Origin of the sequence: Prevotella sp. Rep29 (genome assembly GCF_019551475.1) — a bacterium.
In the GTDB taxonomy this organism is placed as follows: Bacteria; Bacteroidota; Bacteroidia; order Bacteroidales; family Bacteroidaceae; genus Prevotella.
In genome coordinates, this window is record NZ_CP047159.1 from 1,679,866 (window position 1) to 1,704,581 (window position 24,716).

Genomic DNA, 24,716 nt, shown 5'->3' on the forward strand with positions numbered 1-24,716 from the left:
TTAATATATTTTTTCAAACATTCCCCTGCATTTTCTAAGAAAACAAGCAAAAAAAGACTCCTTAAAGACCTTAAAGTCCCTAAAAAGAAAAAAGGAGGAAGCCGCTCGGCATCCTCCTTTTTCTCTTTTCAGCATGAGGTTTATTCCCATACATTTCCTGACTTCGTCAATGCGCCACCCAAATTAAGATTTGTTGCCAGATATGTCGAAAAGTGGTTTCACTGCGAGGTGCTTCTCCGTCAAGAAGAGTGTCTTAGTGAAGTAAGTCCCGTTTTTAGGCATCCTTACCCTGATTGTCGTGATAGTTTTGGCTGCCTCAAGCACCTTATCGACACTCATCCCAATCTTGTTAATGGCAATGAGTCGCTCCAGTTCCTTATATACCTTATAGGCGATGAAGCAAATGCAGACATGTGCCTCTATCCTACGTTCTGTAAAATGAAACATCGGACGCATTTCCAGAGTTCCTTTTGAAATACGGAATGCACGTTCCACCACCCAGAGTCCATGATACTCGGCAATGACACGCTCGGCGTCAAGGTCTGTATTGGTGATGTAGCCCTTGAGTCCGTCCCACTGGCAGTCCTCTGCAATCTTCTCTTCGCTGATGACGACTTCTATGTCCTTGCTGATTTCAAGAAACTTGTTGTAGCCACGCTTGTTCACCTGACTCTTCGTGATGCGTCCGGTCTTATAGGCTTTTCTCAATCGGACAATTCCGCGGTCACGGTTGTAGGCATCCTTCTTTGCACGCTTGTCGGAATAACTGACGATAAGTCTTTCCCCATTCTCACGTTTGTAGTCGTAACAGGCTTTATCAACCTTCTCTAAAGAGAGAATCCATTGCTTCACGCTTGCGCTCTCGCTCTTGATGCGGGCTCCAAGTATGTAGTTGTAGCCAGCCTCCTGCAGCAAAGTGACATTGTTCTTGTTCATCAAGCCTGAGTCTGCCACCACAACAAAATCTTTCCCCAGATTGAAACGCTGCTTGAAGTCATCTATCATTGGTATCATGGTGAAGCCCTCATACTGGCTGCCGTTGAACAGAGAGTATGAAAGCGGGTAGCCTCCTTCTGATACAAGCAGACCGAGTATAACCTGTGACTCTGCCGTCTTTCCATCCTTTGAAAACCCCGGTTCACGCAATACGTCCGTCTGTGCTGTCTCAAAGTAGAGCGTCGTCACGTCGTAGAACATCAATCCAATCTTGCCTCCGAACAGTTTCCGGGTGTGCTCTACGCTAATCTGCTGCGCAAGCTCCATCTGGGTATTGTAGAGCTTGTCCATGTAGCGATAGATGTGGTTGAGGTCAACATCTTCATCATAATATGACTTCAGGTAATCTACTGTGGCAAGTTTGCTTCTGGGCTGCGACACCCTTGCGATTACCAAATGACGCAGAATCTCATCGGGAATCCGGTTGAAGCCGATGCTGTCATAGACTTGATCAAGCAGAAGCCGAGTACCGTTTATCAACACGTTGTCAATATTGCTAAGGAAACGCTCTGTCTCCTCGACTTCCTTTCCCTTGCGGTCATCAAAGTCAAGTTCTTGCTGACCGCCAAATGAACGTATCCATGCAGCAGCCTTATCGCATAATGAATGTATTTCCTCTTCGGATGTAGAGGAGCCAAACGATTTTATTTCTTTATACTTTCCACTCGCTTTACTGACCACTACCACACTTGTAGAGCCGGAACGATTGTGTTTCTTGCGTACATACATGGTGCAAAGGTACACGTTTTTCGCTTGCGCCACCCAAACCACCCAATAATTTTACGTAACTCGCTGATTATCATTGTGCGCTATATGATGGCGCAAAAAAGTGATGAAGTCAGGAGGTTTATTCCCATACATTTGTCCGTTTCATTCCCCAATCATTCTGGTCGCTGTAGTCCGTCTCCTTTCCCAGCTGGTTTCCGTCACCAATCTGGTCGTTCACGCTCGTCATGTTCAGCACGCTCTCGGACAACACATCCAGTGTCTTGATGCGGGGTTTCAAATACGTCTTTTTCATATCTCTTACTTATTTATAATTCGTTCGATTACTTTTTCACCACTTTCTTTCCGTTCACCACGTAGATACCCTTCGCGGTCGGTTCGCCGTTGAGACGCTTACCGTCGATGGTGTACCATACGCCGTCGGTCACCTGCTCACGGGTGATGTCGTTGATGCCGGTCACTTCGTTGAAAGCATAGCCCGTAGCCTTTGCCTCTGTTCCTTCGGGCACGGCGAGATATGCTCTGTGTGCTTTGTTGATGAACGCCGCACCGTTTTCTGCTCCGTAGTAGAAACCTACAGTCTCGTTGCCGCCCGTTGCTGCCAGCGACAGCATGTAGTATTTAGCGCCTTCCGTTGTAGTCTTATCAACATCCGAACCGCGCAACATATTGCCTTCAGCAGCTGTTCCGTTCTCTTCTGTGATGTTGAATGTATAGTCACCTTGCGCACCGGTGAGCACAACGCCCGTAGCTGCAGGAATCACATCGCCGGCATTGTAGGTCTGTACCACATTCAGAGTTGTACCAGATACAGAGTAAGCATTAGCAGTTACACCTTCTGGAACAATCAAGCCCACTTTACTATAATATAATGTAGCATACTCAGTCTCACCGATAGTAACGGTAACTGATGTCGGTTTTTCTACTTCTTTGTAGATTTGAACAGATTTCATAGTGGAAGAAGATGCATAGCATGAGAACAACATTTGACCACTATTCGCATTAAATCTCAAATCATTCTTTGTATAATTTCCTTGGAATACAATTGAAGCATTTCCATCTGTAATAGTTATTATTGCATTCGCATTGGCATCGGGATCTGTTGTTGTTCTTAAATAGTTTTGACTTGAACTTGAAGTTACTGCTGTCAAGAAACCTTTATCTGCTGAAACTCCAGCACAGAACATCCATTGATTATCTCCAGCATTCACAAGCACCAACTTTTGAACATCTTCTGCAGGCTCAATAGCATTGTCTACAATTTCTATCACAGCACTTGCACGGTTATTGGTATTCTGAGTAGTACTCATTGCTTTGTTATTATCCTCATTCACAATCAGGATTGCATCGCCGTCTTCCAATTCATTTACATCGGTCACTTTTACGAAATAGTTGGTACCGACGTTTTTCGGATTCACGTTAATAATATTAATGGTATATGTTGCTGTAGCGATTTCAGAATCAGTCATTCCCTCTTTCACAGCGATTGCTTTAAGCGTGGTTGTCTCTGTTATAGAAACAGCTTCGCTATATAAATTGCTTTCTGTCGTTGGGTCAGTACCATCGATTGTATAATAAATCTTTGCGCCTTCTGTGGTCGTGGTGATTGTTACGCTTTGTGCTTCAGTATAAGTACCTTCTTCAACTGAGAAAGTTGGCGTTGCCACCTTGGTAGTATTGCGACCCAACGAAATGATATGGTTGTCAGCCGCAATTTCTTTCGTTGTATTGTAAGTTGTCAGCTTACCAAGAACAACCACTGTATCACCAACCAAAAGATCATCTACGCTGGAAAAAGCCTCATTGTTCAAACCTTTTCCTCTATATACTTGTATTTCTGAAGTTGTCGTACCATCATCAGAGATATAATAACGGAAATTGGCTCCATCATCCATAATTGTGGTGTTTTGGAATCTTGAAACAATACCACGAACATAGACTTCTGGAGTAATAGTTCCCGCAGCAGGAGTATTTGCCAATGCTTCTGCTACAGTATAAGGATTGTTCAATGAACCAGGTTTATCTGGGTCGCTATTGGTAACCGTCAATTCATAAGTTGCTGAAGAAGATTTGTAAACATCTTCTTCACCAGCATAAGAAGCTGTCAGCGTTGTTGTACCTTCTGCTACGAGTGTAACTGTACCATCAGCAGCGATTGTAGCCACGCTTTCTTTACTTGATGTCCATGTAACCGTTGCGCCTTCAATAGGCGTATCCGTATCATCTTTTACGGTTGCCGTCAACTGACCAGCAGCCGCACCAGCAAAAATATCTGTATTCGTGATACCTGTATTATCAATTGTTACCGATGTGGCTACAGCGGTAGAAGGAGTCGAACTTGAATAAGTTATAGCAATTGTTTTAATACGCAATTGCGTGTTTGATGTATTTGCATTTTGAATCTTCAAAGAAGTTGTTGCAGAAATTCCTGAAATGGTATAAGTATTGCTTGAAGCTGTTATAGTAGTAGCAGTTCCACCATCAACAAAATAATTCACAGAAGGAGACAAAGAAGTCTTCATTACAATACCTGTAATGGTTATTCCTTCTGCTGGAGTCAATGTAATAGAACATCCATTTCCCTGAGCATTATAATAAAGTCGCAATTCACTATTGTTTGCATTATACGCAGGAGCATTAGCAGAAGAGTTTTTTTCTGTACTAAAAGAAACTATTCCATCAACGGATCCTGCTGTTCCCGTAAAATTGGTATATGTTCCTTCTTCACCAGAGGCTGTTCCCCATCCCAAGGTATAGGTATCCGCCCATCCCACACTTGCTACCATCACGAGCAGTAGCGTCAAAAGATAACGTAAATGTTTTTTCATAATCTATTTTGTTTTTTTATTTGTTTTTATTGTCGTTGCTGTATCAACTTGAATATCAATGCACCCGAACATGAGCACACAGGCTTCTAAATGACCTTCGGTCATAAGTCGATGCAAAATTAGGAATTTTTTCGCAGATGAACAAGAAAAGGAAAGAAAAAAATAAAGGAGTATCCTCCCTTGCATAAACATGCAACGAAATGAATAAATATACAATACGTAAAGTTTTGATAATCAACAGATTAAGTAATGCTTTCCAAAAGTTGAACTTTTGCGTTCTAAAAGTTCAACTTTCATCGCCTAAAAGTTCAACTTTTGCAAGCTGAAAGTTGAACTTTTGGAAAGCCATTCCGCAACGTATATTTATACAGGGGGCTCCATCCCATTTTTTTATTCCAAATGTATCATTCTCAAGATTTTTAATTAAATTTGCAGCATGCTCAGTAAGAATCTGATAAAATATATCCGCAGCTTCCAACAGAAGAAGCAACGCGAGGCGGAGGGACTGTTCATTGCCGAAGGTCCGAAAACGGTTGGCGACCTGCTGGCTGCGCAACGGGCACGGCTGCTCGTGGCAACGGCTGAATGGCTCGCGACAAACAAGGCGAACGCCGAGCGAGTGGTTGAAGTGACGGAAGAGGAACTGCGACGGGCGAGCCTCGTGCAACATCCGCAACAGGTGTTGGCACTCTTCCCCATCCCACAGACGGCAACCGACGGTGTGCATCGCATGAACGAGGATGAACTCGTGCTGGCGCTCGACGGCATTCAGGACCCGGGCAACCTAGGGACCATCATCCGCATCGCCGACTGGTTTGGCATCAAGCACATCTATTGCAGCACCGACACTGCCGACGCCTACAATCCGAAGGTGGTGCAGGCAACAATGGGGAGCATCGCGCGCGTGTACATTTATTATATTGACCTGCGAGAACTCATCGCCAACCGCCCCGAAGGGATGCCCGTCTATGGCACGCTGCTCGATGGCGACAGTCTCTATGCACAGCGGAAAGAAAACCGCGGCATCATCATCATGGGCAACGAGGGGCGCGGCATATCACCGGAGATTGTCCCCCTGCTGACCCACCGCCTGCTCATCCCTCCCTATCCTGCCGACCGACGCACGGCAGAAAGCCTGAACGTAGCCACCGCCACCGCCATCGTCTGCGCGGAATTTCGGAGAGAATAACCCCACCCCTGCCCCTCCCCTGAAATGGGAGGGGAGCGCCTAACGGAAGAAAGTCTTTAAATCTATTTGTAAGGATTTGTGAGATTTGAATAGATTTGTGAGATTTGCCTACGGCGATTTTCAATTCTGTCACGAAGTGACACTCATTATCAGAAAGCGGGCGGATACACCGATCCGCCCCTACGTTGACACAGGCAAATCCCGACATTCAATTTACCGCTGGATTTGCAAATCCAGCAGACGAAGGATTTACGTACTCACCCCACCCCTGCCCCTCCCCTGAAATGGGAGGGGAGCGCCTAGCGGAAGCAAAAACGAAGAAGCAAAACCTATCTAAACTCCCCTCCATAAATGAATGGGGAGCGCCTAGCGGAAACAAAAACGAAGAAGCAACACCTATCTAAACTCCCCTCCCTAAATGAATGGGGAGCGCCTAACGGAAGCAAAAACGAAGAAGCAACACCTATCTAAACTCCCATCCCTAAATGAATGGGGAGCGCCTGGCGGAAGCAAAAACGAAGAAGCAACACCTATCTAAACTCCCCTCCCTAAATGAATGGGGAGCGCCTAGCGGAAGCAAAAACGAAGAAGCAACACCTATCTAAACTCCCCTCCCTAAATGAATGGGGAGCGCCTAACGGAAACAAAAACGAAGAAGCAACACCTATCTAAACTCCCCTCCCATCTTAGGGGAGGGGTAAGGGGTGGGGTCCATAACTACACGTTATTATCCCCCTATTTAGATATTAGGTGTCAAGCCACCTTTCTTTATATCATCTCCTATTCGCACAATTTCAGCAACAACACCTTCAATACTAGTCCATATTTGTTGATTGTCAAACCTAACAACACGTATTCCTTGCTGGCAAAGGAATTCTGTCCGGCGCTCATCATATTCATATTTATGACTATGTGATAAGCCATCCAACTCAACACAAAGACGTAGTTCGGGACAATAGAAATCCAATATGTATGAGCCTATACTTTGCTGTCTGCGGAATTTATATCCGCCAGCTCCGCGTGACTTTAAGGCTTTCCATAAAACAGCTTCTGCCGGAGTTGCATTATTTCTCAGTGCTTTCCGATGTCCTTTTTGCTTTTTATCATTTACTTTTGCTGAATACTGCATATTCCGTTTTCCTTACTCACCCCACCCCTGCCCCTCCCCTGAAATGGGAGGGGAGCGCCTGGCGGAAGCAAAGCTCTACAATCCAAATGGATACTATATTTTAAATCACCATGTTTACAACGGAATCTATCCCCACCTGCTAAGCGGAAGGGAACAAAAGCTCTTTAACCCCACTTATCCATTATCATTCAGCGCTGTGCCATGTGTTCCGGCACGATGGCGAAATAGACGAGCTCGTCGTCGCCGTCGTTGTACATGGCGTGGGAATGGTTCATGGGGCAATAGTGCACGCTGCCTGCCTGCACATCCTCGCGCACGCCGTCGTAATCGAAGTGTCCCGTTCCGCTGATGATATAGACAATTTCCGAATTGCCTTCGTGCTTATGGTAGCCGCTGTTGGCTCCCGGTTGCAGGCGACTCATCATGATCTTGTTGTTCTCGTCCACGAAATTCTGTGTGAGCACATCGCCGTTTCCACCTTTGAAGCCTGTGATGCGCTGCTGTTCCATCTCTTTGTAATTGATAATCATACTCTGTGTGTGTTATTGTTGTTTGTAATATGTAAAAAGAAATGCGGATGCCCATTGCTGCTGGACATCCGCACGCCTGTTGTTAACGTCCTTAGAAGGTGTATTTCAGACCAAGCTGTCCGCGCCAGCGGCTGTAGTAGTCGCTATAGTTGCGCACGGCATACTGACCTGTGAACTGATACAGTCCGCCGCCCTGGTAGTTGACCGGGCTGTAGTAGATACCGAAGCCGTCGCCGTAGGTGTGTCCCCAATCTTTATTGAGGAGGTTGCCCACGTTGAGCACGTCGAACGAGAGCTCGATAGAGTTGATCTGTCGTCCCACCTTGAATGAGAACTTCTGTGCGAGGTGCACGTCGAAGTGGTGTTCGAACGGCAGGTTGTCGGCATAGCGCTTATAGTACTCACCGCGATGGTGTTTCATATAGGAGTCGCCTGCAATCCACTCTTTGAGCAACTGTCGCTGCATATCTTCGGTCAGCGGCTGACGGTTGTAGGTGGTTGCCTCGAAGCGCATCTGGTCGATCTGCTCGTCGGTCGGGATGAAGAAGAGGTCGTTTCCGTTCTGTCCGTCGCCGTTCACGTCGCCGTAATAGTATATCGTGTAAGGACTTCCGCTCTTACCCTGATAGATGAGTCCGATGGTCGTGGTCCATGCCTTGTTGTGTCCGTATCCGATGCGATAGAATGCCGAAGCCTGTACGCGGTGAGGCACGTTGAAGGCACTGAATCCGAGCTCGGGATCGTTCGGGTTGCGATAGGTGTAGTTGTAGCGGAAGTTGCTCTCTGCCACCGACGAAGAACCGTTGTTGACGGTCATTGAGCGTGTCCACGTGTAGGATGCCATCAGGTCGAGTCCGAAGTTGAAATGCTTCTCGGCTTTCAGTGAGAGGTTCACCGTATAACCCTTAGACGTGTTGTAGAGTCCATAGACATGCGAGAAGTCCGTTCCGCCGGTGGTTGACTGCATCATCGGTCGGTTGTCCCACATGTAGCCGTAGGTCTGTCCGAAGGTCTGTCCTGTCTCTTCGATGGTCAGGTCTTTATAGTAGATGTCGTTGAGGGTTTTCGAGTAGATGGCTTCTGCCGTCCAGTTGATGCCTCCGAGCATGAAGTCGAATCCGAGGTTGGCGCGGAAGTTCTGCGCAAACCTGAACTTTTCATCATATACATTGATAATCTGGCTGCCTTCCGTTGCTCTCAGCAGCTGCGCGTTGGCATCCTGTCCGTTCGGGTCGAGAATCAGATTGATGCCCTTCGGGTTCATCACGTTATAGGTAGAGAGCTGGACTCCCGTGTTCGAATAGTTATTGCTGATCCACACAAACGGGATGCGACCGGTGAAGATACCGGCACCTCCGCGCAGGATGAAACGGCGGTCGTTGTTGATGTCCCAACGGAAACCGACGCGCGGGCTCCAGAGGGGCATGCTCGACAGCTTGTGGTTGGTCTTCACGTTCCATCCGCGAGCCTTCGCATATTCATTGAACGGTGCGTTCTCTGCCGGTGCATCGAAGAACACGGGGATGTCCATGCGCAGACCATAGGTCAGCTGGAAGTTGTTCGACGCATCCCACTTGTCCTGTGCATAGAAACCGAACTGACCGGCACTGAACGCTGCCTTCCAATGCGGGTCGCCCGTCACATCGACGTTCGCATGACCATAGCGGTACTGGTAAATGTAAGCATAGGTAGGATCGAGTGTTCCTGCCATGTAGTCATTATAGTACTTATGGAAATGGTCGAGGTCATTGAAATAGTAAGTTCCGTGTGCATCCTGGATATAGAGGTTGGCGAACTTATAAATCTCGTTGTGTGTTCCGAATGTCAGTGTGTGATCACCCTTGAACCATGTGAAGTTGTCTTCCAGTGTATAGATGTCCTGATCGAGGGTGTTTGCCATTGATGAACGCTCGTTACCGATGTTCAGCGTACCGCCACGGCGGTTCACCAGATAGGTCTGTCCCGAAGCATCGCTCGGGTCTTTCAGCTGCGCACTGCCCACGTTGCGGATGTTGATCATCGGGAATGCCGTTCCCACATCACGCTTGTCGCGAACACGCACATAGCTACCGCGCAACTCATTGCTGAGCACTGGAGAGATGCGGCTCTGCAACTCAGCCGTGAACGAGTTGGTCACGCTTTTGAACGGATAGCTGTAATTGTTGTCGTTCAGTGATGTCGAACCGCTGGTATTGTTCAGTTGCTTTGCATTGACCAAGCTCCAGCGTATGCTGAACTTATTGAAGTCGTTGATGTTCCAGTCGAGCTTCACACCCACCTTCGTACTCTTCGTATAGATATCGGGGTTGCTGAAAGCTCCGTCGTAGTTGTAGCCTTGCTTGGCTGCCAACTCCTTCACTTTCTCAAGAACATCATCCACGTTCGTATCGCCGATGCTCTGATAGCCCTGTGCCCCATATTGCTGCACGTAATACTGGTCCATGGCACGGGTAGTGAGCTGCGAGCCTTCTGTTCCGTAACCGAAGAGGTTGGGATATTCCTTGTTTGCCTGCTCAAAGTTGGCAAAGAAGAAGAGTTTGTCCTTGATGATCGGACCACCGAGCGTCACACCAAACTGATACTCCGTCTGGTCGTCGTAAGCCTGGCTATACTCACCGGTTCTCATCTTATATTTCTTTCCAATCAGGTCTTTGTTGTAGCCATAGCCGTAGAGTGAGCCGTGGAACTGGTTCGTACCGCTCTTCGTGATAGCGTTGATGGCACCGCCGGTGAATCCGCTCTGGCGAACGTCGAACGGAGCGACATTCACCTGAATCTGCTCAATCGTTTCCATCGAAACGGGCTGTGTACCAGCCTGACCGCCATTGCTTCCGCCAGAAGCCAGACCGAACACGTCGTTGTTCATCGCACCGTCAATCTGGAACGAGTTGTAACGGTTGTTCACACCGGCAAACGACATCACACCGCTATTGGTCACGGTCAACTGAGGGTTGAGACGTGCCACGTCGGCAATACCGTGTGTGATGGACGGCATGTCGTTGATCTGCTGCGAGCTGATACTCATTGCCGCACCGGTCTTGGTGGCATTGAGTCCGCTCTTACCCGTGACAACGAGTTCTTCGAGCACAGTAACATCTTCCTCAAGGCTGCACGAGAGGTTCTGCGTCTCACCCAAGAGCAGGTTCACATCGCTGAACACCTGCGGCTGGTGACCGACGTAAGTGATTTCCACCGTGTAAGGACCGCCCACACGCATACCCTGTATCGTATAGCGACCGTCAATATTGGTCACTGCACGATAGACTGTTCCCGAAGGAAGGTGCTTGGCTGTCACCGTTGCACCAATGACTTCCTCACCTGCGGAAGTCACCTTGCCACTGATGCCTGACGTGGTCACCTGCGCAAAGGCTGCAACCACCATGAACATCAATGCCATGAGAAGGGATAATCTTTTCTGCATAATGAAATAAAGTTTTTAATTGTTATAATTTATCGTTGTTTTGTCTGCTCTTTCTCCTTCCCGTTGCCATTCCCAACAGACGAGAAGCGATGTGTTTTTATCAGCACTGCAAAGGTAAGAATAATCTAACGGATATGCAAACTATAACCGCTTTTTTGTAGGTTTATCCTTTCCGCCTCCATATCTGAACGATTTTGCGCCGAATTGCCCATATATTGAGCAACGATACCAGGATGAATATCAAGATGCCCGTCACGACGGATGGCAGCAGAGAGCCTTCTATCTGCGGGAAAAGTATCTCAAGAACAGTGTAATAATAATTGCGAATCAGCAGCAACAGCACAAATGCGATGACGAGCACCACCACGTTCAACAGGATTGTCAGCAACTGATACGGCAGCGCCACCTGAGAAGGACTATAGCCAATCAGCAACAGGTTCTCCAGCTTGCCTGCATTCTTCTGCACCAGCAAATAGATGCTCAGCATGAGAATATAGAAGCTGAGGGCTGCAATGACCAGTCCGATGCCCATCACGAGGAGAGCGGTCATTTTCAAGAAATAGGTGGTCTTCTCCGCATCCAGTTTATCCGTTTCCACTTCATAGTTCTTACGGTCAATATATTGTGCGATACGCTCATCTGCCGGATTGCCCACTTCCACTATCAGTCGCGTAGGCTGCGACGTGGATTGGGGCGCATAACGGGCATTGCTCCAATCCATGAACGACTGCGGGACGAGTATCGTGTTCAGGCGACTCGAAAAGCCGATGACACGACCTTTGAACAAATCATTGACACCGCTGCCGTGAATATCAATGTCGAAGTCAATCATCCCCATCAGCCCATCGCTGATTTTCGGCAACGAACGACTCTGGGCGAATCCGAAATTATACATATTTATATATACGCGCGGAAGGATAATGGGCACCTCACGGCTGCCCGCTTCATACTTCCACTCTTTCAGAGAAACATCAACAAACTCATCAGGAACACTCTCGAAATAGAGTTCCGTGTTGAGTATCCGCTGCCCATTGACGCCCATTGACGCACCAACACGATACTCGGTGGCTGTGAACACGCCGATGTTTTTCACAAAATCCTGCTGACGGAAGTCGTCAATATCCGAACTGTTGAACGCATTGGTGCGACCGGAAAGAGTCGTCCCCGCACCGATTTTCTTGCTCACAATCAGATAATCGGGCTTCATGAACGAGTCGCCTGAAGTGAACACCGGTTTCACGTCATAGTAAAACTGTATGCCCAAAAGAACAATCAACATGCCAAACAGATTGGCAAAGAAAAAGCCGGCAAACTGCGGGATGCTGATGTGCTGACGAAGAAGTTTCCAGACAAGAGACATATCTGCCGACGTTTTATAATTGAATAATGTGGTCGTATGCCAAGTCCATGTGCTTACCAATACTCGTGATGATAAGTCCGGCACCCTGTGCCCGCACCTCTTCCATCAGAATCTCCCCCATCACGTGTGCGTTTGCATCATCCAGATGGCTGATCGGTTCGTCGGCAAGAAGGAAGTCGAACGGCTGAACCAATGCCCTGATTAGTGCTACCCGCTGCTGCTGACCAAACGACATCCGACCAATCTTGGCATCCCATTTCTCAGCAATCCCAAGCCGCTCAAACCATGCCCTGATTTCGTTCTTCGACTTGAAGCCCGTCAGTTTGTTCTTGATTTCCACATTCTCATAAGCACTCAACTCCGGAAACAGGCGCAGCTCCTGAAACAACTGGCTGACGTGCTTCTTACGCACTGCCACCCAGTCTTTCACTTTCAGCGAACGGGTATCTGTCGAGTCGAACAAGATACTGCCACTATAATCATCGCGATAGCCGGTGACATAACTACAGAATGTGCTTTTCCCCTTACCGCTCTCCGCTTCGATAAGATATGTTTTCTCCTTTTCAAACGTCACCTCTGCCTTCCAGACTTCAGAGACCAAGTCTGCACGCAAGGAAAATACTTGAGGAATAACGTTTCTGAATACGATTGTTTTCATTTCATTGTGCATATAATGGTCGTTACGTCGCCGAACAAAGGCGTCACGACCGATTCTATCATCTTAAAAGTTTCTGCTCCGATGCGAGACTTCAACGCTGTCATCGTGAGCACCAATGCCATTTTCTTTCCTTCTATCTTCGATTGAATCTGTGAAGGAAGAGCCTCTTTCACCACAGGAATGCCCTCAGGATGACCGCCATCATGATGGAAACGACCGCCATAGAACTGAAGACCGTCAGCCACGCCGAAGGGGAAAATGTCCGTTCCCGGGGCACTGACGTTCAAATCCAGGCAAAAAGCCTGGGGACCTTTATCACGAATAGCCGTTCCTGCAGGACAAGAGCGCTTCCAGTAATCCACATCCTTCAGCCAATCAGTGTGGGCAAGTTGTGCCAGCAGTCCCACGACCGGCTTATCGTTTTCATAGCCAGAGATGATGGCAGCAACGTCACCATCAACACTACGAAGTATGTTGTCCATGTCAATGGCAGTGTTCATGCCCGCCAACAATGCCTGCAGCCCTTTGTTTGCCTGCAACATCGGCAACAGCGTTTTCCCATCACCATTCAAGAACAAGCCCAACAATGCTCCCTTCCACATTTTCCCGACAAACTTTTCCGACACAGGACGGAACGACTGGAAAGATTTTTTCAGAGCCTCGTCAATCTTGGTATTAAAAGAAAAAACATCACCGGCAATCTCCAGACATCCGTCCGCATTGGTCACCGCAGCAGACAACCACACCTGTGAAGCGTCAGCCTCTTTCGGAGCACCAATCATCAGCGGCAGAGCTGCAGCCTCAGGCAGCGCATCCATCTGAACGACCATACAGACGGGAGCATCTTTTCCTAAACGCTCAAAGACTCCCGTACTGCGAATGCCCGTTTCCTCATCAGCATCCAGATATTTCGCCATGCGCTGTTGCAACTGCGCCTGCTCGGAACTTCCCTTGATTGTCGGTCCCATCACCAACAAGGCATCGGAAGAGAAACCTATCAGCCAACTGTCGTCAAGAACCGTGAACTGATAGCCTTTGCGCTCCGTGAGCTGCTGACAACGGTGTGATGCCACGAAATGCTGCTCCAGCAAGCGGGTCAACGCTTTTTTGCTATCAACTTTTGCACACAGACCGAAAGTGCCGTCTGCCGTTTCAAACAGATATACCTTACTTGAGAAGTCCAAGCCCGCATCTTCCAGCCCTTCCACACCGAGAAGCGCTTGCAGCACATTTGTCCCGCTGCTGGTACTTTCCCCTTGTTGGCAGTCTATTGACAACAATGCGATACTCTCTCCCGGTATCACATCCACATAGTCGTCACTTGCACATGATGCAAGCAGAACGGAAAACAATATCCAAATAATGTAACGTCTCATTTCTCCCCTTTCATTTTTTCCTTTGAGTTGACTAATTGCATCATCATCACTGCAGACAGTCCTGCCGTCTCCGTACGCAGCCGACTGCTGCCCAGAGTAACAGGCACGTAGCCATTATCCATTGCCAAACGAACCTCGTCTATCGAGAAATCGCCTTCCGGACCAACCAGAACGATGATATCATCATCCGCCTCGCCTCTCCGTTGCAACTCCTCATACAGGTATTTCCGTTCAATCTCTTCATAGCAATGGGCTATATATTTCCTGCCTGTCCGCGGCTGTCGCACAAACTCATCGAACTTGCACATGACATTGACTTGCGGCTTCCATGCCTTCCGGCTCTGTTTCATTGCCGACACGACAATCCGTTCAATGCGCTCGGTCTTCATCACCTTCCGCTCTGAGAACCGGCAATCTAAGAACGACAGCTCGTCAAAACCTATCTCCGTTGCTTTCTCTGCCAGCCATTCCATCCGCTCATTCATTTTTGTCGGAGCGATAGCCAGATGCAGATGTCCGCTCCAGCAACGCACTTGTTCTGCCCGTTCCTTGATTTCGTACTTGCAGCCGTGCTTGTCTGCCTGACTGATGAGCGCCTTATAAAAACTGCCGCAACCATCCATCAGACAGACTTCATCGCCAGCACTCAAACGCAGGACGCGAACAGCATGTGCTGCCTCCTCTGGCGGCAACACATCAGAGGAAGCTGCATTCGGAACATAGAAATATCGCTCTTCTTTCATCTCTGTCTCTCAACTTTCCTCCCGACGCTTCAACTCATCACGCAACTGAGATGCTTGTTCATAATTCTCTTCTTCAATGGCACGTTCCAATGCACGTTTCAGCATATCCGAGGTAATCAGAGTGATGGGTATCGCCACCTGCTGAGCATTTCCGTCATACGGAACACTCTGGCGCAACATCAATGCGGTGTCTATATATAAAGGTATGCCCGCTATCTCTGACAACAGCACGGCATCGCTCGCTCGCAAGCGCAAAGCCTGCTGCAAAGCCATGTTATACAGATATGCCACCCATTCGCCATCACGCAACCCGGTAATACGTATCTCAAACGACAAGTCTGTGTATCGGGAAATGGCTGTCCATAACACTTCCGGCAACAGGACCTCCCCTTTCCCTCCAAGACGCTGGCGAAGGGTGAACTGACGGAGCGTCCAACGGTCACAGACCACAGAGAGCTGACGCGTCTCATCCTCGGTTGTCAGGACGAGTAGTCCTAAACCGTCATTCCCGTATATTTCCGAGAACCCTTTGAAGCGCAACAACGTCAAACTCATCGTTATTCAATTCATTATTGATTATTGAGGGACATCTCCATCACGGGACACGCCCCTATCCCTTTTTCTTTTCCGGATGGAACAAGATGGCAAATGCAATACCGACCGCCAATGCAAAGCCGGCAAAGATGAACCAGCACGAACGCCAGTCGCCAAGCAGATAGCCCTGCTCGTTCCATTGACAGAAATGATTCACAATCTGACCGGCAGCAAGCGTGCCAATCGTCGCGCCAAGACCATTGGTCATCAGCATGAACAGTCCCTGAGCCGATGCTTTCACAGAAGGGTCGCACTCTTTATCGACGAACATCGCACCCGACACATTGAAGAAATCGAATGCCACACCATAGACGATGCAGGAAAGGATAAAGAATATCACGCCCGGCATAGCTGGATTGCCCACTCCGAAGAAACCGAAGCGGAAAACCCATGCAAACATTGAAATCAACATGACCACCTTGATGCCGAATCGTTTTAAGAAGAAAGGAATCATCAGAATACACAAGGCTTCACTCACCTGCGATATGGATGTTAAGAGCGTGGCATTGTTTGCTGCGAACGAATCTGCTATAGCTGCATCCGCGCTGCCTTTGAAACTTGTGATAAATGGACCTGCAAAACCATTTGTAACCTGCAACGACATACCTAACATTGCAGAGAATATAAAGAACAAAGCCATGCGTTTCTCCTTAAAGAGTTTGAACGCATCCAAGCCCAGTGTCTCCACCAACGAAGCCGCAGGTTTCTTCTCCAGATGACAGGCTGGCAACGTATAGCAATATAGGAAGAGCAACAAGCTCAAAGCACCCGACACAAAGAACTGCATATAGGTGTATTGGAACTTGTAGGTGCTCTCGGACAACGTGAAGAAGAAGGAACTTCCGTCCCACACAGCGCAGTTCACAAACCACATCGTCGCAATGAAACCTATCGTTCCAAAGACACGAATAGGCGGAAAGTCTTTCACTGTATCCAAGCCATTATTCTTCAAAATCGTGAAAGCTGTCGTGTTGGAAAGTGCCAAAGTCGGCATATAGAAAGCGACGCTCAACGTGTACATTGCAATAAAAGCGCCTTTTGAGGGCAGTTCATTGCCAAAGCCTGCAGAGAGTCCCATATACCAGCAGCCCAGCATAGCCAAACCGGCTATCAGGTGGCAAATACCAAGCAGCCGCTCCGGACGCACATACTTGTCGGCAACGATACCCATCAGCGTAGGCATAAAGATAGAAACGATACCCTGAATGGCATAAAACCAAGAAATCTCGGCACCCAAACCGGCACTGCCAAGATAATTACCCATACACGTAAGATAAGCTCCCCAGACAGCAAACTCCAGGAAATTCATCACTGATAAACGCACTTTCAAATTCATATCTATTTTCTTTTTCTGTTGATTCTCTCACTAAGTCAACCATCTATATGATGGTTTATGTTTATGCAAAGGTAAAAAAAAATAGATAAAGTCAGCACTTTCGCACAAAATTTTATTCGCACTTGCATTTTTTTTCCTATTTTTGCAGTGCCTTACGACTCAAGAAGAAAAAGGACGTATCAAACCACAAGGACTGGCGACCTACCGTCAGCCTGTTTGCAAACTCGCAAATCTTATCAAAACAACCATCATGGACATCAAGAAAGCAGAATTCACACTCAGTAGCCCGACCGTACAGATGTGTCCGAACGACAACAAACCTGAATATGCGTTCATCGGACGCTCAAACGTCGGGAAATCAAGCCTCATCAATATGCTTTGCAACCGCAAGGGACTCGCCAAGACTTCGGCAACACCGGGGAAGACGCTCCTCATCAACCACTTCATCATCAACAATGAGTGGTATATCGTTGACCTGCCCGGATACGGATTTGCGAAGCATTCAAAGACAGTCGTGAAGAAACTCGACCAGATGATTCGCACCTACGTCCTGCAAAGACGACAGCTCGTCAACCTGTTCGTGCTCATCGACATACGCCATGAACCGCAGAAAGTAGATAGAGAATTCATCGACTGGCTGGGAGAAAGCAGCATCCCCTTCACCATCATTTTCACAAAAGCCGACAAACTGACGGGAGGCAAGGCAAAAGCCAACGTCGATGCCTACATGAACTCTCTCAAGGATAGATGGGAAGAACTTCCACCTTATTATATTAGTAGCGCGGAAAAGAAAATCGGCAGAGAGGAGATTCTCAATTATATCGAACAAATCAACAACGAACTGAAAGAAACGTCTTCGCAACAAGAATAAAACGCCCACATAAACGTTAAAAATCTTAAAATATACAGCAATCGTTGCTGATTATCGATTATTTTTACTACTTTTGCATTCGATTTTCAAGACACACAGGCGGTTTACACCCGTTAAACCCCTTTATTCAAATACAATTTCATAACAATTTTTATGTACTACAAAGACGATTTACTATCGAAGGATATCTCCGAATTGGTAGATATTGCCAAGGAATTAGGAGCTGAGTTTAAGTCAGGCGACAGCCAAGAGACACTCGTGTATGCCATACTTGAGCAACAGGCAGTGCTCGGTGCTGCGCAAAATCCGGCTGGAACAAAACGCAAGCGCACACGAATTGCTAAGAACAATACCGACCATGTATATTCCGTAAAAGGAAATGACGGAGAGAACCTTGATGTGAAAAAGAACAAAGTGGCGGCTGCAGAACAGGCACCACTCTTCAAAGATGAAATCATCGAAGAAAAAGCAACGGAGGAAAAGAAAAAGAAAACGACGTCAAAGGCTGACAACAGCAAAGAAGCTGACAACGACGCGCAGCAACCTATCGCTGAAGGGCAGCCTGCTGAAGAGCCGGTTGCTCCAAAGAAACGCGGAAGAAAGCCCAAAGCTGCTGTCGCTGATGCCCCGAAAGAAGAACAGCCGGTAGCGGAAACGGAAAATATCGCCACCACTGCCAAAAACGAGGATGCGTTCATCGTTCCTGAAGCTGCACAGCCTTCCGAAAGAAACGAGAACGAAGAGCAGAAAGAACTCCTCACGCAGCTGCAGGAAAAGGTCAACGCTCATAATGAGAACAACCCCGTAATGGAAGCAGAACCAGGCATTTGGGCGGGCGACCCCAACGACGGAACGGACTTTATTACCGTAGTTGACCTGCCTATCGAAGACAGCAGCGCACTGCCGACTTACGATATCTTCGACAATCCTATCCGCCATGCAGCACCAGCACCGTTCATCCCGCAGAACAACCCGATGAACGACATGCGGGAAGAGATACAGGAGTTCGATTTTACCGACATCATCACTGCCAACGGCGTGCTCGAGATTATGCCCGACGGATATGGATTCCTGCGTTCAAGTGACTATAACTACCTGTCGTCTCCTGACGATGTCTATGTATCAACCAGTCAAATCAAACGATACGGGTTGAAGACTGGCGACGTGGTCAGCTGCCACGTGCGCCCGCCACACGACGGAGAGAAATATTTCCCGCTGACCAGTATCGACAAAATCAACGGACGCAATCCGGCAGAAGTGCGCGACCGCATTCCGTTCGAGCACCTCACACCATTGTTCCCTGACGAGAAATTCATGCTGTGCGGCAACCCGGAGACGACCAACCTGTCGACCCGCGTCGTCGATCTCTTCTCTCCTATCGGAAAAGGACAGCGCGCACTCATTGTGGCGCAGCCGAAAACCGGTAAGACGATTCTCATGAAAGATATTGCCAACGCTATCGCCGCCAACCATCCCGAAGCCTATCTGATGATGCTGCTCATCGACGAGCGACCGGAAGAAGTGACCGACATGGCACGCACGGTCAACGCTGAGGTCATTGCCTCCACGTTCGACGAACCGGCAGAACGCCACGTGAAAATCGCAGGCATCGTCCTCGAAAAGGCGAAACGAATGGTTGAATGCGGACACGACGTGGTGATTTTCCTCGACTCCATCACCCGTTTGGCAAGAGCCTACAACACTGTGGCGCCAGCCAGCGGAAAAGTGCTCACGGGAGGTGTGGATGCGAACGCCCTCCAGAAGCCGAAGCGCTTCTTCGGAGCAGCGCGCAACATTGAGGGCGGAGGTTCGCTCACCATTGTCGCAACCGCCCTCATCGACACGGGCAGCAAGATGGACGAGGTCATCTTCGAGGAATTCAAAGGCACGGGAAACATGGAGCTGCAGCTCGACCGCTCACTCTCCAACAAGCGAATATTCCCTGCTGTCAACCTCGTGGCTTCCTCTACGCGTCGTGACGAACTGCTACAGGATAAGACCACGCTCGACCGCATGTGGATTATGCGCAAATATCTTGCCGACATGAATCCGATTGAAGCGATGAACACCATTCACGACAGAATTCTTGGAACGAAAGACAACGAAGAGTTCCTCCTTACGATGAATTCGTAATCGTCGGTCAGAATAAGTAAATAAGTAAAAAGCGGGGATGCACATCTGTGTGTCCCCGCTTTTTTCATGCCATACCGGGCAGCGCTATCCGTGTTTCTTTTTTCCTTCCTGCGGGCGGATACACATCCTTCCCGTCCGATTCATATTGATGAAAAAAATCCCCAGTGTTTCGCAACACCGGGGAGCGATAATTAAAAAGTAGCTAATAATAAATAATAACAAAGTTATGTAAATAAATTACATGCAGGAGGAGAGGTCGGCTCCGTGCGGTCGTGTATCTTCCGTCTCACGGTCTGCTCTCACGCCTCTCCGCTCATTTCTTTTTAGTATCCTTGAAGTCGTCAAGGTCGTCCCACGGGCTGCGGCTCGGCGATGAGCCGAAGTCGTAGTTCCAGCCGTTGCCGAAACCGTTGCTGTCGTCCTCTTCCTCGAATTCGGTTTCTTTGCCGAAGGTGTCCGGCGTATAGAGCGACGTTTCGATTGCCATCACTCGGCTGCTCGTGATGAGCGGAACAACGCTGCATGCGGGCTTGAGGTATGGTGTGCGCTTCATCGTACCACCTCCTTTCTGCCTTGGTGGATATAGACGCCTTTCTGCGTGGGCTTGCCGTTCAGGCGACGCCCGTCGAGCGTGTACCAGTGGTCGGGCAGTGCGTCGGTGGCGCTGCTGTCAAGGGTGGTGATGCCCGTGGTCTCGCCGTTGCCGAAGAAGAAGGTCACGCCTTTCGCGCCGCTGCTGCTGCCGCTCGTCAGTCGCCGGTAGGTGGCTTCGGGGATGTAGCAGCGGTGGGCGGGAATTTCCGTGCCGCTGAAGGGCCAGAAGCCTATCATCCGCTTGCCCGACTTGCGCTCCACGCCGAGCGTGAGGGCTTCGAGCGGACCGTTGAGGCGGGTGATGGTGTTGGAGCCTTCGAGGATGTTGCGGTCGCCGATGCGTGCGCGCTGCGCGGCGAGCTCGGCTAACTGCTCGTCGGTATATACTTTGTTATACCACAGGGTGTCGGTCGATTGCGATGTTGCGTCGGGTCCGTCCCATCCTATGGGCTCGTGTGTCCACACCTTGTGGAAGGCGTAGAGCCCTGCCTGGGTGTTGGAGCGCACGTACATGGCGGTGCCGGCGGGGATGAGGTTGCCCGGGTCGCCGATTTTCTCCAGCACGAGCTGGTTGCCTGCCTGTGCGCTGCCCACGTTCACGGAGTCGCGCTTGATGCCGGTGGCTATCCAGGCTGTGGTGCCGGGAGGCACGACGGCGTCGTAGTCTAACCAGAGTGTGCCGGAGTAGTAGTCAACGCCGGCGCCCGACAATGTGGCGGGATTGATATACATGATATAGGGATAGGTCTTCACTTCCACGTCTATGTATTTCTTGCTGGAACCGTCACTGTTAACGGCATCGTCCGGAAGGCTCGGACGTGCGTTGTACTGATAGGAGAATCCGTTGTGCTTGGCATAGAGGTCGAGGTCGGCGTTCACGCCGCCTGCCACGCTCGCCAGCTTGAAGTATTTGTCCGTCGTGCCGAATATCTTCTGGTCTGCGTCTGCCACTGCCGTGCCCAGGAGTTTCACGCTGCCTGATACAAGGCGGCTGTCATCGAACAGCGCCGACTGTCCCTCGGGCAGATAGAGGCGCACCTCGTCCTGGGAGCCGTCTTCCGCCTCGCCCTTCACCACCGTCAGGTCGGCATAGGGCTTCTGAGGGGAGATATAATAACTTCGGTTAGATGTCACTGTGACAGAACTGAGGTCTAACGACCACAGCAGGTTGTTTCTTAGTTCTGTCTGCTCAAGATTCGGGAGATTGACGTTTTCCAACTTGGTCAGGAGGTTGTGGCGGATGACTAAGATGCGCGTCTGGCTTGGTAGCCGGCTCATGTCTATCTCCCGTATCTGGTTGGTGGGGTTGATGGTCCCGTCGTCCACGCCTGCCATCGTCTGCCGGTTATACTTGCCGCCGTTGAGTTGGAGGTCGGCGTTGCTGCTAAGAGTCGCGTATGTAGTAAAGTCGAGCATCGAATAGAGGCGCTCCATGTCGGTCACCTTTGTGCGTTTCAGTTGCAGTTTATGGAATTTTCGGTCTGAGAAGATGCTGTCCGGCGAGAGAAAACTATTGTCCACCGAAATTCCTATCGGTGAGGTGTCGCTGGAGTTTTGGATAGTCACTTTCCTGAGCTTCGTGCCCCAAATGAACATTTCCTGTGCCTTATAATCATCAAGCACCAATTCCTCTAAATTTGCCAGGCGGTTGTTTGCTTCCGTGTGACGGAAGTATATCTTCGGCAGCGACGCATCGAAGATGAGTTTCTTCACATTCCGCAAATCTGCCCTGTTCTTGGGGCGCCAAGCAGTTGTACCACCCGATTTAAATGATTCAAGATAGGTGGTATAGTTGTCGGCTCTGAGCGTGATGACATCCTGCGCATGGAGCGGAGCGCAGCAGATGAGGGCGAACAGCGATGCGCAGAGCGCACGCCGTAAGTGTCTGATTGTATTCATATTTGTCATGTTTTTTTTGATGGTTTACTGTTTATGTTCGTGAATATGTGCCGGCGCTGCGTTGCCCGGCGGTTTGCGCGTTCGCGGCGAACGCGATGCGCACTGTTATTAAACGCGAGGCGCGTTGTTATTTAACGCGGAATCAGGGGTTGCTTCCCTCGTCGCCGCTGCCACGTCCCCACTCTGAGAATTCGAGCGTGGAGGCGAGGAATCGCGTGCCCTTCTTGCCGTTCGCCTCGTAAAGGCGGTCGGGCTGGAAGATGATGTGCGACGACTTGATGTTCTTCGTCACCGAGAAGTCCTTCACCGTGTCGGAAGGCTTCGTCTTGATGCCTACCTTGAACGAGCCGAAGCCGTCGAGCTTCACGCGGTGCCCCTCCTGGAGCATCTTGTTCATCACGTCGGGCAGCTCGGTGAGCACCGCCATCACGTCCGACTTGCGCACCGAGGCGATGTCCTGAATCTCACGGGCAATGTCCTTCATCGTCTTCACCTTGTTCACTCTCACGCGGGCATACCATTTGCCCTTGGTCGCGAAGCCTTCACGGTTGTTCTGATACAACGTATAAAATACTGCCATAATTGAAATTAATTTTTTATAATTAGATATTTCCTGAATGATGCTGCAAAAATATGAATAATAGAGTTAACTTAAAAAAAAAGCGTTAATAATTCTTAACGCTTTGCTGAAATATGTAAAATTCATGACGCTTTTCGGGCGCATCCGCCCCTATATATATAATAATGTGTATCCGCCTACGAGAAGTTTTCCGATTTGTTTTATTTGACTCTGCGCAGCTTCCAAACGATGGTGCAGAGGCTGAATATCAGGAAATAAATCAATCCCAACTGCAACGCGCTGATGCGCAGCCCGTCAATCTGAGCGGCGGGCAATGATGAAATCCAGCGGAGTGCAGCGCTTTGGAGGGTGAGCAGGGAAGAAAACCACCCCGCTACCGACAGCTGCAACGTGGGAGCGAACGAGAGCAACAGCAGGAATGGAAACGTGTAGAGAATCAATGTGGTCAGAGGAATGACAACCAGATTTGCCAACAGGAAATAAACGGAAAACGTGCCGAAATGGTAGATGACGAGAGGAGCAGCGCCCAACTGAGCCGTGCATGAGACGATGACCAGCGACCACAGCCACCTGAGCGGTGCATAACGCTCGAGAACCGTGCGGGACACCAACCAATAAATCCGTCTGAAGAGCAGCAGGATGAAGAACACCGCAGCGAAAGAGAGTTGGAAGCCCACGTCATAAAGGCTGAGCGGATTGACGAGAAGCATGATGACGGCTGTGAGCCCAAAGGTGTTCAGCGAGAACTTGTCGCGACGGAGCAGCCCCATCAATGAATAGATGGAAATCATCGTGGCGGCACGGGTGACGGAGGGTGTGAGTCCTACAATAAAAGCGTATGTCCAGATGGCTACGAGTATCAGCAGTTCGCCCGCAAAACGGAAGCGACGGAAACGAAACAGCAGCGACAGCAGACCGTAGATAATGCCCAGATGCAGACCGCTCAGCGCCAAGATGTGCGACGCTCCGCTGACCGAATAGGCATCGCGCAGTTCTTGGCTCAACCCCGACTTCTCGCCTAACGCCATAGCCGAGAGGACTGCCATGTTCTCGGCATCGATGTTCAGCACACGTAACGAGGACAACAACCGCTGACGAAGCATCAATGCCCGCAGACGCACACGCTCAACTGCCGACATGGAGTGCAGACGGACAGACTCCTTCATCCAAGCGTCCCAATAGACGAAAGTCGTTGCGCTAAAACCGTGGCAACGCAGATACAAGGGATAGTTGAAATTCGACTGCCGGAACTGACGGGGACGCTCCAACACCGACCTCAGAATAATGCCGTCGCCGACATTCAGCTGCCGGTAGCGATGGTCAACGGTGTCGCGCAAAATACTTGCCTTCACCAAACGTCCTGCATAGCGCCCTTCCACGAGACGCAAGTCGCAACGGACAATCTTGCCGCGCTCAACCGGCTGACTGACCAACACCGCCCGGTGCACCAGCTCATCGTCATCGGGCGACAACGACAAACGGGCATCCTGCCGGCTCACGAGGAACGCACCGAGCAGGGACACCGACAGCAGCAAGCATGCTGTCTGGAGAATCGGGTATCTGAATAGAAAGAATGAGATGCCTACTGAAGACACCAAGCCCGCCAGCCACAGCGACGGAACGACCGCATCCGCCATTTCATGCCCTAAGAATATGCCTATGACAAGAAAGAGCGCAATGCGCAACATGGGATAAAGTTGTATCTTCCCGTTCGTTATCATTCAAACAAAAACTGCTCTTCTGAACGATAAAA

19 protein-coding genes are annotated in these 24,716 nt (G+C 49.4%); 3 read left to right on the forward strand and 16 right to left on the reverse strand.

Annotation, left to right across the window (positions count from 1 at the left end):
- Window positions 1–183: 183 nt before the first annotated feature.
- The 3 genes from GRF55_RS07215 to GRF55_RS11730 form a co-directional block, all read right to left on the reverse strand.
- Window positions 184–1,725 (reverse strand): IS1634 family transposase, encoded by a 1,542-nt coding sequence (locus GRF55_RS07215; RefSeq protein WP_172774742.1) that lies wholly within the window; start codon window positions 1,723–1,725, stop codon window positions 184–186.
- A 118-nt stretch (window positions 1,726–1,843) separates the two neighbouring features.
- Window positions 1,844–2,017, reverse strand: coding sequence for a hypothetical protein (locus tag GRF55_RS07220; protein ID WP_220367779.1), 174 nt, complete (start codon window positions 2,015–2,017; stop codon window positions 1,844–1,846).
- A 28-nt stretch (window positions 2,018–2,045) separates the two neighbouring features.
- Window positions 2,046–4,550 carry a chitobiase/beta-hexosaminidase C-terminal domain-containing protein gene (locus tag GRF55_RS11730; RefSeq protein ID WP_255563745.1) on the reverse strand — a complete coding sequence of 835 codons (2,505 nt, stop codon included), beginning with the start codon at window positions 4,548–4,550 and terminating at the stop codon, window positions 2,046–2,048.
- A gap of 436 nt (window positions 4,551–4,986) precedes the next feature.
- Between GRF55_RS11730 and GRF55_RS07230 the strand changes: the two genes are divergently transcribed.
- The gene (locus tag GRF55_RS07230) at window positions 4,987–5,739 is read left to right on the forward strand and encodes an RNA methyltransferase (RefSeq protein ID WP_220367780.1); all 753 of its coding nucleotides are present in this window, start codon (window positions 4,987–4,989) and stop codon (window positions 5,737–5,739) included.
- 739 nt (window positions 5,740–6,478) lie between these two features.
- On the opposite strand, the gene GRF55_RS07235 is transcribed toward GRF55_RS07230, so the two are convergent.
- From GRF55_RS07235 to GRF55_RS07275, 9 genes are all read right to left on the reverse strand, one after another.
- The gene (locus GRF55_RS07235; RefSeq protein ID WP_220367781.1) at window positions 6,479–6,868 is read right to left on the reverse strand and encodes an endonuclease domain-containing protein; all 390 of its coding nucleotides are present in this window, start codon (window positions 6,866–6,868) and stop codon (window positions 6,479–6,481) included.
- Between the two features lie 188 nt (window positions 6,869–7,056).
- A complete protein-coding gene (locus GRF55_RS07240) occupies window positions 7,057–7,398 on the reverse strand; it encodes a cupin domain-containing protein (RefSeq protein WP_220367782.1) in 342 nt (113 codons plus the stop codon).
- 91 nt (window positions 7,399–7,489) lie between these two features.
- Window positions 7,490–10,819, reverse strand: coding sequence for a TonB-dependent receptor (locus GRF55_RS07245; protein WP_220367783.1), 3,330 nt, complete (start codon window positions 10,817–10,819; stop codon window positions 7,490–7,492).
- A 163-nt stretch (window positions 10,820–10,982) separates the two neighbouring features.
- Window positions 10,983–12,179: an ABC transporter permease gene (locus tag GRF55_RS07250; protein ID WP_220367784.1), complete on the reverse strand. Its 1,197-nt coding sequence runs from the start codon at window positions 12,177–12,179 to the stop codon at window positions 10,983–10,985.
- A 13-nt stretch (window positions 12,180–12,192) separates the two neighbouring features.
- Entirely contained in the window at window positions 12,193–12,837 is a 645-nt protein-coding gene (locus tag GRF55_RS07255; RefSeq protein WP_220367785.1) for an ATP-binding cassette domain-containing protein, read from the reverse strand.
- Window positions 12,834–14,213, reverse strand: coding sequence for a DUF4836 family protein (locus GRF55_RS07260; RefSeq protein WP_220367786.1), 1,380 nt, complete (start codon window positions 14,211–14,213; stop codon window positions 12,834–12,836). The genes GRF55_RS07255 and GRF55_RS07260 overlap by 4 nt, the downstream gene beginning before the upstream one ends.
- Window positions 14,210–14,956 carry a 16S rRNA (uracil(1498)-N(3))-methyltransferase gene (locus GRF55_RS07265; protein WP_220367787.1) on the reverse strand — a complete coding sequence of 249 codons (747 nt, stop codon included), beginning with the start codon at window positions 14,954–14,956 and terminating at the stop codon, window positions 14,210–14,212. Before GRF55_RS07265 ends, GRF55_RS07260 begins: the two co-directional genes overlap by 4 nt.
- A gap of 9 nt (window positions 14,957–14,965) precedes the next feature.
- Entirely contained in the window at window positions 14,966–15,511 is a 546-nt protein-coding gene (locus GRF55_RS07270) for a UvrB/UvrC motif-containing protein (protein WP_220367788.1), read from the reverse strand.
- A 55-nt stretch (window positions 15,512–15,566) separates the two neighbouring features.
- A complete protein-coding gene (locus GRF55_RS07275) occupies window positions 15,567–16,886 on the reverse strand; it encodes an MFS transporter (RefSeq protein ID WP_220367789.1) in 1,320 nt (439 codons plus the stop codon).
- Window positions 16,887–17,136: 250 nt separating this feature from the next.
- On the opposite strand from GRF55_RS07275, the gene yihA reads away from it, so the two are divergent.
- Both yihA and rho read left to right on the forward strand, forming a co-directional pair.
- The gene (gene yihA / locus GRF55_RS07280) at window positions 17,137–17,757 is read left to right on the forward strand and encodes a ribosome biogenesis GTP-binding protein YihA/YsxC (protein WP_220367790.1); all 621 of its coding nucleotides are present in this window, start codon (window positions 17,137–17,139) and stop codon (window positions 17,755–17,757) included.
- 153 nt (window positions 17,758–17,910) lie between these two features.
- A complete protein-coding gene (rho, locus tag GRF55_RS07285; protein ID WP_220367791.1) occupies window positions 17,911–19,890 on the forward strand; it encodes a transcription termination factor Rho in 1,980 nt (659 codons plus the stop codon).
- 313 nt (window positions 19,891–20,203) lie between these two features.
- On the opposite strand, the gene GRF55_RS07290 is transcribed toward rho, so the two are convergent.
- The 4 genes from GRF55_RS07290 to GRF55_RS07305 all read right to left on the reverse strand — a co-directional run bounded on the left by GRF55_RS07290 (window position 20,204) and on the right by GRF55_RS07305 (window position 24,684).
- On the reverse strand, window positions 20,204–20,443 hold the full coding sequence (locus tag GRF55_RS07290; protein WP_220367792.1) for a hypothetical protein: 240 nt from the start codon (window positions 20,441–20,443) through the stop codon (window positions 20,204–20,206).
- The gene (locus GRF55_RS07295; protein ID WP_220367793.1) at window positions 20,440–22,383 is read right to left on the reverse strand and encodes a hypothetical protein; all 1,944 of its coding nucleotides are present in this window, start codon (window positions 22,381–22,383) and stop codon (window positions 20,440–20,442) included. Before GRF55_RS07295 ends, GRF55_RS07290 begins: the two co-directional genes overlap by 4 nt.
- 142 nt (window positions 22,384–22,525) lie before the next feature.
- Window positions 22,526–22,963 (reverse strand): HU family DNA-binding protein, encoded by a 438-nt coding sequence (locus tag GRF55_RS07300; RefSeq protein WP_220367794.1) that lies wholly within the window; start codon window positions 22,961–22,963, stop codon window positions 22,526–22,528.
- A 200-nt stretch (window positions 22,964–23,163) separates the two neighbouring features.
- Entirely contained in the window at window positions 23,164–24,684 is a 1,521-nt protein-coding gene (locus GRF55_RS07305) for a ComEC/Rec2 family competence protein (protein ID WP_220367795.1), read from the reverse strand.
- Between the last annotated feature and the right edge of the window lie 32 nt (window positions 24,685–24,716).

What these genes read in the sequence shown, in the direction of transcription:
- GRF55_RS07215 (WP_172774742.1), bottom strand. Translation starts at nt 1,725, where the DNA reads ATGTATGTACGCAAGAAACACAATCGTTCCGGCTCTACAAGTGTGGTA.
- GRF55_RS07220 (WP_220367779.1), bottom strand. Translation starts at nt 2,017, where the DNA reads ATGAAAAAGACGTATTTGAAACCCCGCATCAAGACACTGGATGTGTTG.
- GRF55_RS11730 (WP_255563745.1), bottom strand. Translation starts at nt 4,550, where the DNA reads ATGAAAAAACATTTACGTTATCTTTTGACGCTACTGCTCGTGATGGTA.
- GRF55_RS07230 (WP_220367780.1), top strand. Translation starts at nt 4,987, where the DNA reads ATGCTCAGTAAGAATCTGATAAAATATATCCGCAGCTTCCAACAGAAG.
- GRF55_RS07235 (WP_220367781.1), bottom strand. Translation starts at nt 6,868, where the DNA reads ATGCAGTATTCAGCAAAAGTAAATGATAAAAAGCAAAAAGGACATCGG.
- GRF55_RS07240 (WP_220367782.1), bottom strand. Translation starts at nt 7,398, where the DNA reads ATGATTATCAATTACAAAGAGATGGAACAGCAGCGCATCACAGGCTTC.
- GRF55_RS07245 (WP_220367783.1), bottom strand. Translation starts at nt 10,819, where the DNA reads ATGCAGAAAAGATTATCCCTTCTCATGGCATTGATGTTCATGGTGGTT.
- GRF55_RS07250 (WP_220367784.1), bottom strand. Translation starts at nt 12,179, where the DNA reads ATGTCTCTTGTCTGGAAACTTCTTCGTCAGCACATCAGCATCCCGCAG.
- GRF55_RS07255 (WP_220367785.1), bottom strand. Translation starts at nt 12,837, where the DNA reads ATGAAAACAATCGTATTCAGAAACGTTATTCCTCAAGTATTTTCCTTG.
- GRF55_RS07260 (WP_220367786.1), bottom strand. Translation starts at nt 14,213, where the DNA reads ATGAGACGTTACATTATTTGGATATTGTTTTCCGTTCTGCTTGCATCA.
- GRF55_RS07265 (WP_220367787.1), bottom strand. Translation starts at nt 14,956, where the DNA reads ATGAAAGAAGAGCGATATTTCTATGTTCCGAATGCAGCTTCCTCTGAT.
- GRF55_RS07270 (WP_220367788.1), bottom strand. Translation starts at nt 15,511, where the DNA reads ATGAGTTTGACGTTGTTGCGCTTCAAAGGGTTCTCGGAAATATACGGG.
- GRF55_RS07275 (WP_220367789.1), bottom strand. Translation starts at nt 16,886, where the DNA reads ATGAATTTGAAAGTGCGTTTATCAGTGATGAATTTCCTGGAGTTTGCT.
- yihA (WP_220367790.1), top strand. Translation starts at nt 17,137, where the DNA reads ATGGACATCAAGAAAGCAGAATTCACACTCAGTAGCCCGACCGTACAG.
- rho (WP_220367791.1), top strand. Translation starts at nt 17,911, where the DNA reads ATGTACTACAAAGACGATTTACTATCGAAGGATATCTCCGAATTGGTA.
- GRF55_RS07290 (WP_220367792.1), bottom strand. Translation starts at nt 20,443, where the DNA reads ATGAAGCGCACACCATACCTCAAGCCCGCATGCAGCGTTGTTCCGCTC.
- GRF55_RS07295 (WP_220367793.1), bottom strand. Translation starts at nt 22,383, where the DNA reads ATGAATACAATCAGACACTTACGGCGTGCGCTCTGCGCATCGCTGTTC.
- GRF55_RS07300 (WP_220367794.1), bottom strand. Translation starts at nt 22,963, where the DNA reads ATGGCAGTATTTTATACGTTGTATCAGAACAACCGTGAAGGCTTCGCG.
- GRF55_RS07305 (WP_220367795.1), bottom strand. Translation starts at nt 24,684, where the DNA reads ATGATAACGAACGGGAAGATACAACTTTATCCCATGTTGCGCATTGCG.